Origin of the sequence: Pimelobacter simplex (assembly GCF_024662235.1) — a bacterium.
Classification (GTDB): Bacteria; Actinomycetota; Actinomycetes; order Propionibacteriales; family Nocardioidaceae; genus Nocardioides.
Genome location: NZ_CP096276.1, coordinates 771495 through 786983, shown reverse-complemented (window position 1 = coordinate 786983; position 15489 = coordinate 771495). Strand labels below are relative to the sequence as shown.

General features: G+C 72.2%; 17 protein-coding genes. 7 read left to right on the top strand and 10 right to left on the bottom strand.

Annotated elements, in window-relative coordinates:
- Positions 1–49 precede the first annotated feature (49 nt).
- Entirely contained in the window at positions 50–1249 is a 1200-nt protein-coding gene (locus tag M0M48_RS03745; RefSeq protein WP_215816292.1) for an acyl-CoA dehydrogenase family protein, read from the bottom strand.
- Positions 1250–1383: 134 nt separating this feature from the next.
- On the opposite strand from M0M48_RS03745, the gene M0M48_RS03740 reads away from it, so the two are divergent.
- Positions 1384–1686, top strand: coding sequence for a hypothetical protein (locus tag M0M48_RS03740; RefSeq protein WP_257750122.1), 303 nt, complete (start codon positions 1384–1386; stop codon positions 1684–1686).
- Between the two features lie 19 nt (positions 1687–1705).
- Here the strand turns inward: M0M48_RS03740 and M0M48_RS03735 are convergent, their stop codons facing one another.
- The 7 genes from M0M48_RS03735 to M0M48_RS03705 form a co-directional block, all read right to left on the bottom strand.
- Positions 1706–3079 (bottom strand): endonuclease/exonuclease/phosphatase family protein, encoded by a 1374-nt coding sequence (locus tag M0M48_RS03735; protein WP_257750121.1) that lies wholly within the window; start codon positions 3077–3079, stop codon positions 1706–1708.
- A gap of 146 nt (positions 3080–3225) precedes the next feature.
- A complete protein-coding gene (locus tag M0M48_RS03730) occupies positions 3226–3432 on the bottom strand; it encodes a hypothetical protein (RefSeq protein ID WP_257750120.1) in 207 nt (68 codons plus the stop codon).
- Positions 3429–4730 (bottom strand): DUF6752 domain-containing protein, encoded by a 1302-nt coding sequence (locus M0M48_RS03725; protein ID WP_257750119.1) that lies wholly within the window; start codon positions 4728–4730, stop codon positions 3429–3431. The genes M0M48_RS03730 and M0M48_RS03725 overlap by 4 nt, the downstream gene beginning before the upstream one ends.
- A complete protein-coding gene (locus M0M48_RS03720) occupies positions 4727–6142 on the bottom strand; it encodes a class I SAM-dependent methyltransferase (protein WP_257750118.1) in 1416 nt (471 codons plus the stop codon). The genes M0M48_RS03725 and M0M48_RS03720 overlap by 4 nt, the downstream gene beginning before the upstream one ends.
- Before the next feature lie 134 nt (positions 6143–6276).
- Entirely contained in the window at positions 6277–7668 is a 1392-nt protein-coding gene (locus M0M48_RS03715; RefSeq protein WP_257750117.1) for a phospholipase D-like domain-containing protein, read from the bottom strand.
- A 149-nt stretch (positions 7669–7817) separates the two neighbouring features.
- Positions 7818–8240 (bottom strand): hypothetical protein, encoded by a 423-nt coding sequence (locus tag M0M48_RS03710; protein WP_257750116.1) that lies wholly within the window; start codon positions 8238–8240, stop codon positions 7818–7820.
- A 41-nt stretch (positions 8241–8281) separates the two neighbouring features.
- Complete coding sequence (locus M0M48_RS03705) at positions 8282–9400, bottom strand: endonuclease/exonuclease/phosphatase family protein (protein WP_257750115.1); 1119 nt, start codon at positions 9398–9400, stop codon at positions 8282–8284.
- Between the two features lie 152 nt (positions 9401–9552).
- Here M0M48_RS03705 and M0M48_RS03700 point away from each other — a divergent pair, with 152 nt between their 5' ends.
- The 4 genes from M0M48_RS03700 (at position 9553) to M0M48_RS03685 (ending at position 13103) form a co-directional block, all read left to right on the top strand.
- Positions 9553–10812 (top strand): magnesium transporter MgtE N-terminal domain-containing protein, encoded by a 1260-nt coding sequence (locus tag M0M48_RS03700; RefSeq protein WP_215816301.1) that lies wholly within the window; start codon positions 9553–9555, stop codon positions 10810–10812.
- Positions 10809–11354, top strand: coding sequence for a DUF1003 domain-containing protein (locus tag M0M48_RS03695; RefSeq protein WP_215816302.1), 546 nt, complete (start codon positions 10809–10811; stop codon positions 11352–11354). The genes M0M48_RS03700 and M0M48_RS03695 overlap by 4 nt, the downstream gene beginning before the upstream one ends.
- A gap of 211 nt (positions 11355–11565) precedes the next feature.
- On the top strand, positions 11566–12711 hold the full coding sequence (locus M0M48_RS03690) for an Mrp/NBP35 family ATP-binding protein (RefSeq protein ID WP_257754449.1): 1146 nt from the start codon (positions 11566–11568) through the stop codon (positions 12709–12711).
- A 38-nt stretch (positions 12712–12749) separates the two neighbouring features.
- Complete coding sequence (locus M0M48_RS03685) at positions 12750–13103, top strand: sec-independent translocase (protein ID WP_215816303.1); 354 nt, start codon at positions 12750–12752, stop codon at positions 13101–13103.
- Between the two features lie 3 nt (positions 13104–13106).
- Here the strand turns inward: M0M48_RS03685 and M0M48_RS03680 are convergent, their stop codons facing one another.
- A complete protein-coding gene (locus tag M0M48_RS03680; RefSeq protein ID WP_257750114.1) occupies positions 13107–13643 on the bottom strand; it encodes a hypothetical protein in 537 nt (178 codons plus the stop codon).
- 24 nt (positions 13644–13667) lie between these two features.
- A complete protein-coding gene (locus M0M48_RS03675; protein ID WP_257750113.1) occupies positions 13668–14111 on the bottom strand; it encodes a hypothetical protein in 444 nt (147 codons plus the stop codon).
- A gap of 142 nt (positions 14112–14253) precedes the next feature.
- Here M0M48_RS03675 and M0M48_RS03670 point away from each other — a divergent pair, with 142 nt between their 5' ends.
- Entirely contained in the window at positions 14254–14895 is a 642-nt protein-coding gene (locus M0M48_RS03670; protein WP_257750112.1) for a LysM peptidoglycan-binding domain-containing protein, read from the top strand.
- Between the two features lie 33 nt (positions 14896–14928).
- Positions 14929–15480, top strand: coding sequence for an Rv3235 family protein (locus M0M48_RS03665; protein WP_215816307.1), 552 nt, complete (start codon positions 14929–14931; stop codon positions 15478–15480).
- Positions 15481–15489: the final 9 nt, after the last annotated feature.

Genomic DNA, 15489 nt, shown 5'->3' with positions numbered 1-15489 from the left:
CGACCACCCGAGGGTGATCGCCGGTCGTCGCAGCGCCGGGCGGGCCAGGTCAGCCCTTGAGCGCGTAGTCCTTGAGCAGCGAGCGCCCGATGATCATCTTCTGGATGTCGGAGGTGCCCTCGCCGATGAGCATGAACTTCACCTCGCGCATGAGCCGCTCGATCTCGTACTCCTTGGAGTACCCGTAGCCGCCGTGGATCCGGAAGGAGTCCTCGACGACCTCGTTGGCGTACTCGGAGGCGACCATCTTGGCCATGCCGGCCTCGACGTCCATCCGCTTGCCGGTGTCCTTGAGGCGGGCGGCGCGCACCATCATGTTGTGGGCGGTCTCGACCTTGGTCGCCATCTCCGCGATCCGGAAGAGCACGGCCTGGTGCTCGGCGATGAGCTTGCCGAAGGTCTTGCGCTGCTGGGCGTACGCCACGCCGAGCTCGAAGCCGCGCCAGGCCAGTCCGCAGGCGCGGGCGGCGACGTTGACCCGGCCGACCTCGACGCCGTCCATCATCTGGAAGAAGCCCTTGCCGGGCTCGCCGCCGAGGATCTGGTCGGCGCCGATGCGGTGGCCCTCGAGGATGAGCTCGGTCGTCTCGACGCCCTTGTAGCCCATCTTGTCGATCTTGCCGGGCACGGTGACGCCCTGGGCGGTCTCACCGAAGCCGGCCTCCTTCTCGACGAGGAAGGTGGTCATGTTCTTGTAGACGCTCTCGGCGCCCTCGTCGCTCTTGACGAGCAGCGCGACCAGCGTGGACGACGCACCGTTGGTCAGCCACATCTTCTGGCCGGTGATGGAGTACGAGCCGTCGTCCTGCTTGGTCGCCTTGGTCGAGACGGCCGAGACGTCGGAGCCCAGGCCGGGCTCGGACATCGAGAAGGCGCCGCGGACCTCGCCGGTGGCCATCCGCGGGAGGTACTTCTGCTTCTGCTCCTCGGTGCCGTGCTGCATGAGCAGGTAGGCCACGATGAAGTGGGTGTTGATGACGCCGGAGACGCTCATCCAGCCGCGGGCGATCTCCTCGACCACGAGGGCGTACGTCAGCAGGGACTCGCCCAGGCCGCCGAACTCCTCGGGGATGGTCAGGCCGAACACGCCGAGCTCCTTGAGCCCGTCGACGATCTCCTGGGGGTAGGTGTCGGAGTGCTCGAGCTCCTGCGCCACCGGGATGATCTGCTCGTCCACGAAGGTCCGTACGGCCTTCAGGATCTCGGTCTGGTCCTCGGTGAGTCCCTCGGTCTGGCAGAGCTTCGGCATCGGTTCCCTTTCGCTGGTGCTACCGCAGCGCACTGTACCGGCGAGTAAGGGGCCCTGGATCCCCTGAGCTCGTGACGTATCGCACGTCGCCGGGGTGCTCCCCCGGCCGTCACGACGCACCTAGCCTGGGGCCCATGACCAGCCAGAACGACCTCGACGCGACCGCCGCCCGGCTCGACGCCACCCTCGACCAGCTCGGCACCGTGCTGGCCGAGCTGACCACGGCCGTGCAGGAGTTCAAGACGTCGGTCGCCGGCTTCGACGGCGTCGTCGACAAGGCCGACGGGCTGCTCGCCCGCGCGGACAAGCTCCTCGCCCCGCTCGCCGCCACCCAGCAGGTCGGCGACCAGCTCAAGGTGGCCGGCGCGCTCGCCGGGCAGGTCGCCTCGGCAGCGGTCAAGAAGGGCGTCGCGGCGGCCAAGGGCGCGCGCCCCTAGCCACCGCGAGACCGGTGCCTCAGAGCGGCCGGCCGGCCGCCTGGAAGAACGGCACGAACAGGTTGTCGTAGCTCGTCTTGTCGATGGTCACCACGGCCCGGGTCGCGACCTTGTGGGTGTCCTTGACCAGGGGCCGGTTCGAGTCGATCCGCAGGGCCCGGGTGCCGCCGCTGGCGCTGACCAGCGAGCTGGCGGCCGGGAGGCGGTAGCGGGTCCAGTTGCGCTGGTGGGCGACCCAGGACTTCTTGCGGACGTTGGTGCCCAGGAGCTTGATCAGCGTGCGCTCGCCGGTGGTGACCTTCTTGCCGGAGGTGAGCAGCTGGACGTGGACGCCGCGCTTGCGCGCCTGCTGGATCGCCTTGACCACGACCGGCATCTTGAGGTCGCGGCTGACCAGGTGGACCACGGCGCCCTTGGGCGCGAGGTTGATCGAGCGCACCATCAGGCTGGTGACCGCACGCGGCGAGGTGCGCGGGTCGGTCATCACCACGCCCGGTGAGAACGCCGAGGCGCTGGAGCCGGTGAGGGCCAGGTCGGCGGTGAGCTGGCGGTGGTCGGAGTTGGTGACGCGCACGGACTGGCTGCGGACGGTGTACTGGCCGGCCGAGGCGAGCAGCACGTAGTCGATGGTCGCGTTGCGGTACATGCCGGTGGGCAGCGCGGTGCCCGTGACGTCGTACACGGGGGTGAGGCCGAGGGCGGTCACCGTGGTGCGGGGGTACTCCGCGACGGCGCGATAGTTGACGTTGAGGTCGCCACCGACGAGGACCGGGCCGTGCGCGCGGAGCTGGTCGACGAGCAGGCCGAGGCGCTGGAACGACGGGATCGTGAGGTCCTTGGTGTAGCCGGCGCGCGGCGCGAAGTGGGCCGAGACGATCGAGATGCGCTCACCGATGTTGCTCTGCAGCGAGACCCAGTTGGCGTGGCGCTTGCCGAGCTCGAAGGCCTTGCTCGGCTGCTTGCGCAGCTTGTTGCTGATCATCCAGGTGCCCTGGGCGACGACATTCCAGCGCGCGGTGTTCCAGGCGACCGGCGTCTCGCCGGTGTAGGCACCGGGGGTGCGCCACAGCTGGTAGCCCGCGGGCGCCAGCCACGAGTCGGGCCGGTAGGTCACCTCGTTGAAGGTGACGAAGTCGGGACGCTGGGCGTAGACCGCGGCGATGTCCGCCTTGGTCTTGGCCGTCGACATGTTCGACTTGATGTTGGCCTGGACGATGCGCAGCGGTGCCGAGACCGGGTCGGTGCCCGGCGTGCCGGGCGTACCGGGGGTGTCCGCAGCGAGTCGGACGCCACCACCGTTCCCGGGCAGCCAGAGCAGGCTGACGGCGAGGGCAGCGACGACCGCGACGACGGCCGTACGAGGCGTCCGCGCGACGGATCGGAGGAAAGACATGAGAGCACTCCGTGGGGTCTCGAAACACTGGTGCACAGGGATCACACCAGTCACATCGACACCACGGCAAGTCCCGCGTAGGAACTACAAATGTGTAGTTCTCACGGGGGTTTCCGGCCCCCGCTGAACCACAACGGTGTAGTTCGTCAGCGGCGCGCGCGGGCCTCGAGGAGCGGCACCAGCGCCTGCTCCATCTGCCGTACGACGCGCGCCAGCTCGGCGTCGAGAAGCGCGTTCTCGCGCACCGCAACCTCGGCCTCCGCGACCCGGGCGCGCTGACGCCGGACCCGCAGCAGGCCGGTCACCTCGGCGGCCGCGACGGCCCGGCCGCGGAGCCGGTCCGCGGCGCTCACAGCGAGTCCGCGCGGTAGGTGCGCAGGGCCGCGCCGGTCACGTCGCCGTCGGCGAGGTCGGCGGGCAGCAGCAGCTCGGTGACGACGTCCTGGAGCATCGCGACGCGCTGGTGCAGCGCGCGGCTCTTGGCCACCTCGGCCTCGAGCTCGGTGATCCGGCGGCGTAGCTGCTCCTCGGAGCGGTCGACGGCCGGAGCCGCGACCCGCTGGGCGATCCGGCGCAGCCGGCCGCCGGCCGGGGCGGTGGCCGCACCTGCGGAGGCGCTCCCCTCCCCCGCCTCGCCGGTCGTGTCAGCCCGCCAGAGCAGCAGCAGGTCGCGCAGCGCGTCGAGGGCGGCGTCGAGCACCTCGGCGTCGCTCACCTCGCCGGACAGGCGTCCGGAGGGCCGCGTGGCGCGCAGGTCGTCGAGGTCGCCGTGGACGACGTGCCCGGAGGCAGCGAGGGTGGCGATCGCCTGCTCGGCGCGGGCCTGCGCCTCGTCGTACTGGCGGTCGGTCATGGCCAGCGGCTGGTCCTGGCGCGGGGCGATCACCCGGTGGGCCAGGGTGTCGCGCAGCCAGCGCGCCTTCTCGCGGCTGTTGTCGAGGGGCGCACCGAGCCGCTCGTTGACCCGGCGCAGCAGCTCGGCGCCGACGGCGCCCAGCGACTCGTTGACGCGGGGCAGGTCGAGGTCGACCGGGGCGTCGGCGATGCCGCAGGCGGCCCCGAACCGGCGCCACAGCTCGGTCGGGTCGGCCGGGCTGCGCGGCACCGTGACCACGTGCACGTGGTCGGCCGCGAGGCCGGCTCCCCAGCGCTCGGCGACGCTGGTCGGGTCGGTGGTGCGCCAGCCCCACTCGCTGCGCGGCGCCTCGGCCTTGGGCGGCTTCCAGTCCTCCAGAGGCGTGGTGAGGCCGAACTTGAGCCGCTCCTGCCAGGCCGAGGGCACCGAGCGGGCCAGGTCGCGGGCGGTGATGACGACGTGGACGTCGAGTCCGGCGAGGTCGCCGATCGCGCGCGCGGCCTGCTCGGCCGAGGCGGCCGAGAACAGCTCGTAGCTCAAGATCGCGCTCGGACCGCTCCAGTCGCGGATCTCCTTGACCAGGCGGCCCCACTGGTCGCGCCGGTCGGCGGGGAGCTTCTCCCAGCGCGGGTCCTCGCGGACCTGGAGCGCGGCCTGCACCCGGGTGCCCTGGTCGCGTCCCACGACGAGCACGCCCTGGTCGGCGAGGACCGTGCGGTTGCCGTCGAGCACGCGCTGGAGGTACGTCGTGCCCGACTTCGGCGAGCCGACGTGCAGGTAGACGGTGCGGGTCATGCGGAGCTCCCCCCTCGGGGCGGGACGTGGATGGTCATCCGCCAGGTCGCCGGCGGCACGGAGGTGGTGGCGGTCAGGGCCGCCTCGGCCGCGCTCACCCCGGACTCGGCGCGCACCTCGGCGCCGATCGCCTCGGCGGCCCGGCGGGTCTCGGCGGGGCCGGTCGGCCAGAACCGGCCGCCCAGCGCCTCGGTGCGCTCGGCCAGGGCCGGGCGCGACCATGCCTGCGACTCGAGGTGGACCTCGCCGCCGCGGCGCAGGGCGGTCGCGACGAGCTGCCAGAACTGCTCGCGGCCGTCGGGGGCCAGCGACTCCAGCAGGCCGCGGGCGTAGACCACCTGGGGCCCGCGGTGCCGGGCGAGCAGCACCGCGCGGGTCAGCACGTCGCGGACGTCGTACAGGTTGACCTCGTTGCGGGACAGGCCCTCGGCCTCGGGCCAGATCCGGCGCCGCGGCAGGGCGTAGTCGAGCGCGACGGTCGGCACGCCCGCGCGGGCGAAGTAGGCCGCGTCGGCGCCCGTGCCGGCGCCCACGTCGAGGACGCGGACCCCCTCGGGCAGCCGGGGCAGCACGTCCTGGGCGAACGCCGACGGTCCGGGCGCGGCCTTGGCGGCAGTGCGGTTGAACGCGTTCCACTCGCGGCGCTGGCGCCAGAGCTTGCCGAACCAGCCGTCGAAGCGCTGCTCGATCTCGGGTCCGGGCTGGTGCTGGAAGGACGGGTCCGGCACCTTCCAGTTCGGCCCGTAGGAGATCTCCAGGATCTTGGCGGGGTCGGCCGGGGCCGGCAGCATCCGGCCCTCGAACTCGATCGGCTTCAGCGGGAGCAGCGCCTCGCGCGGCACCGGGGTGCGCACGGTCGCGGTCTCGTAGAGGTTCCCGTCGAAGAAGAACGTCGTGTAGACGTCGATGCCCGCCCCCGCGCCGTCGGGCGTGGGAACCTGCACGGTCAGGAAGCAGCCGGCCCGGATCTGCAGGCTCATCCCCTCGGCGCGCAGCGCGCGGGCGATGTCCCACAGCTCACGCTGCATCTCGGCCGGGGTGGCCTTCTCGGAGAGGTAGCACAGGTCGACGTCGGAGTCGTGACCGATCGCCTTGCCGCTGCGGGCGGCGCCCAGCAGCGTGCCGAACGAGATCCAGGAGCGGACGTCGCAGGTGTTCTCGAGGACGTCGATGATCCGCTGCGACTCGTCCGCGAGCAGACCGAGCAGGCCCTCGCCCCGGGTGTCGAAGGGCCGCTGCAGCAGGCCCCACTTGTCGACGATGACCGGCAGGCCGTGCCGGTCGCGCATGTCGACCGCGGCGTCGTCCTCGGTGAAGGCGACCCGGCCGGTGAACAGCGTGCGCTCCTCGGCCACGACGCGGACGTCGGACCAGCCGACCAGGAACGCCCGCAGCCGCTTGGGCCACGGCACGAGCGTCTTGCCCGGCGCGTCGACCGAGAACGACCACCCGCGGTGCTCGCCGAAGTAGACGTCGCCGGAGCCCGTGAAGGAGGCGGGGAGATGGATGCCCTCGCCGTCGACGAGGACCCCGGCGTCTGCGGCCGTCAGAGGCCGTTCTCCTTCATCAACGCGTACGGGTCGACCGGCGCGATCCGGCCCTCGACCACCGAGGAGGTGATCGGCGCCAGGTTGACCGGGCCCCAGGAGCCGGGGCGGTGCTTGTAGAGGAAGTCGGTCCAGTCGATGTAGGCCTTGGTCATCGCGACGTCCTTGAACTCGCCCACGACGTCGTCGCTGGCCAGCGGGACCGAGCTCCAGTTGGCGCTGCCGTTGTAGACCACGCGCGCGGCGGTGTTGCCGTCGTAGTTGCCGCTGATGGCGAGCGACTTGAGGTGCAGGTAGATGTCGTAGACACCGTTGCGGTCGCGGTCGTAGGCGAGCTGGAGCTTCTGGACCTTGTTCTTGGAGAGCAGGTCGTGGACGTTGTTGCCCATGAGCGCGTAGACGATGCGGATGTCGCAGCCGGCCTTCTTGAGCTGGACGAGCTTCTGGGCCAGGCGGATACCGCGGTCGCCGTGGATCGCGGTCTGCATGATCCGGATCTTGGTCCGGCCGTTGTAGCCCGCGCCACCGGTCGCGCCGGTGCACTTGATCTTGTTGAGCCGCGCCATGTCGGGGTCACCGACCTGGTTCGGGACCGCGCCCTTGTAGGGGTAGAAGAAGACGCTCTGGGTGGGGCTGAACTGCGCGGCGACGTAGCCCTTGCTGCCCTGGTTCTTGTCGAGCCGCATCTCGTTGAACACCCGCTGGAAGGTGTCGTAGATGGTCTTGTTGTTGACCCAGGTGTAGAGGTCGTTCCACTGGTCCTTGGCCGCGACGTCGGTGGCGTTGTTCGAGCCGAACATCGTCACGTACTTGCGGTCCTGGACCCGGCTGAACAGGTAGAACTTCGAGTGCGGGATGCCCCGCGCACCGCGGCAGGAGCCGGCGCACAGGCGCAGCCAGCTCTGGACCGCGCGGGCCTTCTCCTTGCCCTTGAGGACCTTGGCGACGGCCGCGGCCTCGGGGTTGGGGTGCTCGCGGCTCCAGTTGACCTTGTCCATGATGATCTGGACGGCGACGCCGCGCTTGTGGGCGCGGATCAGCGCGTTGGACCAGGACCGGCCGCGGACGTTCCACGCGGCCATCTGGATGACGTCGCCCTTGCGGGTGCTGTCGATGCTGCGCAGGATGTGGCGGCGGATGTTGGTCGCCTTATTGCCACCCCGGCTGTAGGGCTCGTTGAACCGCAGCCCCGGGTTGGGGTTGTAGTGGTCGCGCTTGGCCTTCTTCTTCTTGCGGTCGACCGTCGCGGGCGCGGACGCGTCGACGGCGGCCTGGGCGGCGACCACGGCGGACGACGGGACGGCGGCGTGGGCGCCGGGGAGTGCCCCGAGCCCCAGACCGACGGCGATCGCCGTCACCCAGATCACGACGCCGGTTCCGGCACGACGCATCACAAGCACTCCTCAGTCTGGGCCTCGTCACCCCCGGCCATGCCCGAGAAGGACGGCGGGGACAACCCCGGCGCAAAATCAGCCGACATCGTATCCCACGGTGTCGCAGGTACTAGCAGGAACGTGAACACCGTCACCCGGTGCCGGGCTCAGCCCGAGCAGGCTTCCAGCAACGACATGTAGTCGGCGTCGTGCTCGCGGTCCGGGGTGGCCCGGACGACCTCGCGCCCGACGATCGCGTAGAACTGGTCGCCGTGCTGGGCGAGCTTGCGGTTGACGCAGCCGCGGATGCTCTTGGAGACCTGGCCGTACTGGTCCTCGCACCCCCGGTACGACGCGGGCAGGATCTTGCCCTCGACCCAGAGCTTCTCGCACGCGGGCAGCTGGACCGGCTTCTTGCTCGGCGTGGCCGCCGGGGTGTCGGTCGCGGGCGTGGAGGCGGGCGCGGAGGAGCCCGGCGTCGAGGCGTCCGCGTCGGGTGACTTGTCGTCGTCACCGCAGCCGGCGAGCGCCAGCGTGCAGGTGAGCGCCGCGACCAGGACCCCGAGCCGGGGCGGCAGGAACGAATGCATGCGGACCATCGTAGGGGTCCGCGGGCTCCGCACCGTGGCGATCAGGACGCCTTGTCGGCGACCTTGGCGTCGGCGTAGATCATGTGGTGGTCGCTGAGGCCCTGGGAGACCGTGGTGTTGTCCTGGACGTAGCCGGAGAAGTCGATGGCGTCGGCGGAGCCGAGGATCCAGTCGATCCGCTGCGGGCCGCCCGGCGGGTTGCAGCCGCCGCCACCGGAGCCGCCGTTGGCCGAGGTCATCCCGGCGCGGGTGGCGAACTTGCAGAAGACGGTGGTCTTCTCGTTGAGGTCGCCCATGAGCAGCACCGGGTGCCCGGTCTGGCGCAGCTGGTTGACCAGGTCGATCTGGATCTCGGCCGAGGCGTTGCGCTCGGCCTGGCGGCCCTGCGGGGAGTTGTGGGTGACGATCACCCAGAACTGGGCGCCCGTCTTCTTGTCGCGCAGCAGCACGTAGGGGATCGGAACGCTGCCGATGCCGTTGAAGGTGTGCGAGGAGCCGCCGTTGTCGACCATCTCGAAGCGGTCGGTGCGCCACATGATCTGGACCCGGTAGCCGTCGCGGCCCAGCGCGTCCTGGGGCCACATCTGCATCGCGGAGAGGTTGTTCATGAAGACCGGGCGCTGGTCGCGCTGGACCTCCTGGAGCCCGACGATCGACACCCCCCGGTCGCGGAGCAGGGCGGCCTCGCGCGCGGCGCGGTTGAGCCCGTTGCCGGCGTGGTTGCTGCCGAGGATGTTGAGCGTGGCGATCCGGAAGCTCGTGGTCGAGGGCTGGCTCTTGCGGGCGATCGCCTCGACCTGCTCGACGAGCGGGTTGACCTTGCGCTCCTGGTTGCGCGAGGGCGCCTCGGCGGAGCGGCCCTCGCCGACCTCGCCCGTGGCGCCGTCCGGCGTCGCGGAGCCGGTCTCGGTGGGCGCGCCGCTCGCCTCGTCGCTGCTCGACGCCGGCACCCGGGTGCCCGAGCCCTCGCTCGCCTCGGGCGAGCGGGAGGACGACGGTCCGGCGGCGGCCACGTCGGCCCCCATCGGCGTCACGGACGTGTCGACCACCGTGCCGACCACGATCGCCGCGAGACCAGCGACGGCGGCCAGGACGACCACGACGAGCTCCGTGCGCGAGATGGCGCGCTTGACGCGCTTGCGCTTCCGGTCCTCGGTCACCCTCAACTACCTCCCGACGTCCCATCGGCAAGGGGACGGCTGATCGGAGTCACGGACTCTACCTTGCGTCCTGAGTCACACCAATCCCCCGCGAGCGTCCCCCGCGAGCGCGCCAGCACGGCGCCGGCGCCGGTGACCGGTACCGTTCGAGCGTGAGCACCACACCGTCGCGCGTGTTCGCGGCCCGGTTGGTCGGGCTCCCGATCTTCGACCCCCAGGGCGACCAGGTCGGGAAGGTCCGGGACCTGGTCGTCACCATGCGCACGGAGGGCACCCAGCCGCGGGTGCTGGGCATGGTCGCCGAGGTGTTCGGCCGGCGCCGGATCTTCGTGCCGATGACCCGGGTGACCAACATCGACGCCGGCCACGTCTACACCACCGGCCTGCTCAACATGCGCCGCTTCGAGCAGCGCTCCACCGAGACCCTGGTGATCGGGCAGATGCTCGACCGCACCGTGACGATCACCGACAGCGGCATCACCGGCACCGTGTACGACGTCGCGATGGAGCCCGCACGCACGCGCGACTGGGTGCTCAGCCGGGTCGCCGTGCGCGAGCCCTCCAAGGGCTTCCGGCGCCGCGGCCAGTCCCACGTCGTCGAATGGCGCGACGTGACCGGGCTGACCCGCAGCGACGACCGCCAGGGCGCCACCCACCTGGTCGCCGCGCTCAACGAGATGCGGCCCGCCGACGCGGCGAGCATCCTGCACGACCTGCCGCCCGAGCGGCGTACCGCCGTGGCGCTGGCGCTGGACGACGAGCGCCTCGCCGACGTCCTCGAGGAGCTGCCCGAGGACGACCAGGTCGAGATCCTCAAGGGCCTCGACTCCGAGCGCGCGGCCGACGTCCTCGAGGAGATGTCGCCCGACGACGCCGCGGACCTGGTCCGCGACCTGCCGCCCGAGACCGCCGAGATCCTGCTCGAGCTGATGGAGCCCGACGAGGCCGAGGACGTGCGCCGGCTGCTCTCCTACGTCGAGAACACCGCCGGCGCGATGATGACCCCGGAGCCGGTCATCCTCGGCCCGGACGCGACGATCGCCGACGCCCTGGCCCACGTCCGCAACCCCGAGCTGACCCCGGCCCTGGCCGCCCTGGTCTACGTCTGCCGCCCGCCCCTGGAGACCCCCACCGGCAAGCTCCTCGGCGTCGCCCACATCCAGCGCCTGCTGCGCGAGCCGCCCTCGACCCTGGTCGCGGGCGCGCTCGACGACTCGATGGAGTGGCTGCGCCCCGAGGCCGGCATCGACGAGGTCGCCGCTCACCTGGCCACCTACAACCTCGTCGCCGCACCGGTCATCGACGAGAACGGCCGGCTCCTCGGCGCGGTCACCGTCGACGACCTGCTCGACCACATGCTCCCCGCCAACTGGCGCGACCGGGCCCGCGAGCGAGAGGCGGGCAGCCGATGAGCGACACCCGGCGGATGCGCGAGCGGCTCGACACCCCGCGCGAGGAACGGCGCCAGCTGGTCCGGCGCCCGTCGTACAACGCGGACACGTTCGGGGTCTTCGCCGAGCAGTTCGCGCGGTTCATGGGGACCGCGACGTTCCTGATCTACATGACGCTGTTCGTCCTGTTCTGGGTCGGCTGGAACCTGATGGCGCCCGACGACCTGCGCTTCGACAACTACCCCTTCATCTTCCTGACGCTCATGCTGAGCCTCCAGGCGTCGTACGCCGCGCCGCTGATCCTGCTCGCGCAGAACCGCCAGGAGGCCCGCGACCGGGTCATCGCCGAGCAGGACCGGCAGGCCGACGCCCGGGCGCACGCGGACATGGAGTTCCTCGCCCGCGAGGTCGCCTCGCTGCGGATGGCGGTCGGCGAGGTCGCCACCCGCGACTTCCTGCGCTCCGAGCTGCGCGGCCTGCTGGCCGACCTCGACGAGCGGGCCGAGGAGCGCGTGCCGTCTCAGGAGGACGGCGCCGACGAGGACGCTGCGGGGGCTCCGTAGGGACCGCTCGGCCGGCCGGGGTGGTCGAGCCGTGCGCTGGGTGCGTGCATCGCAAGGCGGCGGCGCGTGGGCGTGCCGGGTGCCCGGCGAGTGTCGCCGACGTAGCGAGGTGCGTGCCCAGGGTGCGGGGCGACCGGTCCGGGCGACCGAGCGGTCACTAGACTCCGTGGTTGTGAGCACCCCGCAGCACTCCCCCTCGCTCGAGCAGGTCATGGCCGCGCTGGCCAAGGTCAACGACCCCGAGATCAAGCGGCCGATCACCGAGCTCGGCATGGTCGACAGCGTCGACATCGCGGCAGGGGACGGCGGGTCGGTCGTGACCGTCAAGGCGCTGCTCACCGTGGCGGGCTGCCCGCTCAAGGACACCATCACCCGCGACGTGACCGCCGCGGTCACCGCGCTCCCCGGCGTCACCGGCGTCGAGGTCGAGCTCGGGGTGATGACGGCCGAGCAGCGCTCGGGCCTGCACGAGACCCTGCGCGGCGGCCAGGCCCAGCGCGAGATCTCCTTCGCCCAGCCCGGCTCGCTGACCAAGGTCTTCGCGATCGCCTCCGGCAAGGGCGGCGTCGGCAAGTCCTCGGTGACGGTCAACCTCGCCCTCGCGCTGGCCGCGGCCGGGCGCAAGGTCGGCGTGGTCGACGCCGACATCTACGGCCACTCGATCCCGGCGATGCTCGGCGTCGCCGACTCCCGGCCCACCCAGGTCGACGACCTGATCATGCCGGTGCCCACCGCCTCGGGCGTCTCGGTGATCTCGATCGGCATGCTCAAGCCGCGCCGCGACCAGGTCGTCGCCTGGCGCGGACCGATGCTCGACCGGGCGCTCGTGCAGATGCTCGCCGACGTCTACTGGGGCGACCTCGACGTCCTCCTGCTCGACCTGCCCCCGGGCACCGGCGACATCGCCATCTCGCTCGGCCAGCACCTCCCCGGCGCCGAGGTGGTCGTGGTGACCACCCCCCAGGAGGCGGCCGCCGAGGTCGCCGAGCGGGCCGGCACGATGGCCTCGATGATGCACCAGCGCGTGGTGGGCGTCGTCGAGAACATGAGCTACCTCCCCTGCCCGCACTGCACCCCCGAGGGCGAGGACCACCGGCTCGAGATCTTCGGCTCCGGTGGCGGCGAGCGGGTGGCGGCCACGCTGTCCGAGCGCTTCGGGTACGACGTGCCGCTGCTCGGCCAGGTCCCGCTCGACGTCTCGCTGCGCGAGGGCGGCGACGCCGGCAAGCCGATCGTCGACTCCGACCCCACCTCCGCGGCCGCCCAGGCGCTGCGCGCGGTGGCCGATCGGCTCGACGGACGCGGCCGGGGACTCGCCGGTATGCAGCTCGGCCTCACGCCGACCAGTAAGTTCTGACCAGCACAGCACGCGGGTAGGGCGACAGGAGCTGGCGGGTGTTCGGTATCGGGTTCGGCGAGATCATCGTCATCGCCTTCATCGCCGTGCTCGTCTTCGGTCCCGACCGGCTGCCGGAGGTGGCGCGCCAGGCCGGCAAGCTGGTCCGGCAGATGCGCCAGTTCGCCAACAACGCGCGCGACGAGCTGCGCACCGAGCTCGGCCCCGAGTACGCCGACCTCGAGCTCAGCGACCTCGACCCGCGCGCCATCGTCCGCAAGCACCTCGCCGAGGCGATGGCCGAGCTCGACGAGCTCGACGACGCGGTCCGCAACGCCGGCGAGGACGACCTGCCCTCCTCGCTCCCGCTCGCCCCGGGCGAGCGGCCGCCGTACGACTTCGACGCGACCTGATCCTCAGCCCCGCGACTGCGCCGCGGCCAGCGCGGCGAAGGTGACGAGCACGGTCCGGCGCTCCTCCCCCGTGCTCAGCTCGCAGAAGTCCGCGCCGACCCGACGCAGGTGCCCCTCGTGCCGGCTCCCGTCGCGCAGGTGCAGCACGCACGCCTCGCCGGCCTCGGAGATCCGGCGCAGCGCCGAGGCCAGCCCCAACCGGGTCAGCGGCGACCACGCCACCTCGGGCACCGCTCGGACCGAGGCACCCTCGACCGTCGTCACGGCGTCCTGGTTGACGACCCAGTCCTGGTCACCGGCCGCGACGAGCAGCCATCCGGACGCCACCCGCTCGACGACCCCCGCGACCGGACCGACTCCCTCGACGCCCACGACCGCGCTCGACCCCACGGTCGCCATCAGCTGCCCGGCGAGGGTGACCTGCTGGTACTCCGCCCGGCTCCGGTCGGCCACCTCGACGTCCCGCTCGGCCGCGTAGAGGACGGTCGCCTGGTCCTCCAGGTCGTCGAACAGCGCGAACAGCTCGTCCTCCCAGCCCATGGGAGCCAGCCTCGCACGGGATGATCAGGTCGCGGGCGGTGGGTACCGGTCGACGTACGCGCGGGCGCGGGGCCACGGGTCGCCGGCGTACTGGGCCGGCATCCGGTGCCGGTGGGCGGCGCAGAACGCGGCCAGGGTGGTCGCCTCGGGGACCGGGACCCGCTCCAGGACGGTCCCCTCGTAGGCCTCGTTGACCGCGCGCAGGTCCGCCTCGGGATGCCAGCCCGCGTGGTCGAACGCCCACCCGTCGGCGCGCACCGCGTAGACGTGGCAGATCGCCGCCTCACCCGGCCGGCGCAGACCTACGACGGCGAGCGCGTGGCCGGGATGGGCCTCGCGGACGGTCCAGGCGAGGAGGTGGCAGGCGCCCGAGGCGAAGAACGCCTGGTCCTCGCGCGCCCAGGAGACCATCTGGTCGGCCCGCTCGAGCGGGGTACGCCGGAACTCGCCGGCGGCGCGCAGGTCCACGCGGTCACGGTACGGGGTCGGCCGGCTGTGGGCGACGGATCGAAATCGACGCTTTGCGGCCAGTCACGAACCATTCGTTGACCAGGCCCGTGAGCGAACACATCCTGAGGCAAACACAAGCAAACGCAAAGGTTCTCTCGGGATGGAACACGTGCTTGCCTCGCCTGTTGCTGCGTGCCGACGCGGCCTGCTCCTGTGGGTCGGCGTGACCGCCGGCGCGGTCCTGGGCGGGATGCTCGCCGGGCCGGCCGCGGTGGCGCTCGTCCGGCCTTCAGGGGCGGCGGTCACCTTCACCGACCTCCTCGTCGGGTGCTGCGCGGTCGTCGCGCTGGTCGCGCTGGGCGGGCTGTGGCTCGCGGCGAGCGATGTCGCGTGGACGGTACTGCGGCCGGCCCGGCTCCGAACCCGGCTCCGCGCCCGACGGGTGGGACCGGTCCGGGCGGGGCTGCTCGCGCTCTGCGGCGTCACCGCCTTCGCCGCCCCCGTCAGCGCAGGCACCCCCGAGCCGGCGCCGCCACCGGCTGCCCTGGACGTGGACGCCGATGCGCTCGCCGGGCTGCCGCTCCCCGAGCGTCCGGTGGACGGGCCTGCGCCGGCCCGGTCCCGGACCGTCCAGGTCCGGCCGGGCGACACGCTCTGGGCGATCGCGGTCCGGGCGCTGGGGCCGGAGGCGAGCGCGGCCGACGTGACGGCGTACTGGCGGCGGATCCATGCGCGCAACGCCCCCGTGATCGGCCCCGACCCGGACCGGATCCTGCCCGGCCAGGTCGTCCACCTCCCCTGAGACCCACTGACCCGCTGCCCGCCAGGAGGCACCATGCCCAGCTCCCGCGACCACGACCACAAGCACGACCACGACCGCCCGACCGTCCCGGTCACCTCCACCCAGGGCACGCTCGCGCTCGCCCTGCTCCCCCGCCAGGACCCACCCGCCCGCAGGCACCACCCGGACCTCGGTCCGCCACCCAGTCCCCCGCCCGGCCCGCGCCCCGGCGGCGTCGTGGTCCCGATCGACCAACGGCTGCGGCGCACGATCGAGGAGTGGACGCACCGGTTCGTGCAGGCCGCGGTCGAGATCGTCGGCGGCGATCGTCCGGTCTCCCAGCTGGTGCGCTGGACCGCCCCCGAGGTGTACGGCGACCTCCACCGCCGCGCGCTCCTCGTGGCCCGCGCGGGCGGTCACCAGCCCGGGCTGGCCCGGGTCCAGGCGGTACGGCCGCGGGTACGCAGCGTCCACGCCTGCTTCATCAGCGACACGGTCGTCGAGTGCGGGGTGCACGTACGCCACGGGGCCCGCTCGCGGGCGGTGGCGGCGCGGTTCGAGCGGCTGGGCCAGCGCTGGATCTGCACCGCGCTGGACTTCTCCTGACCCACCGCG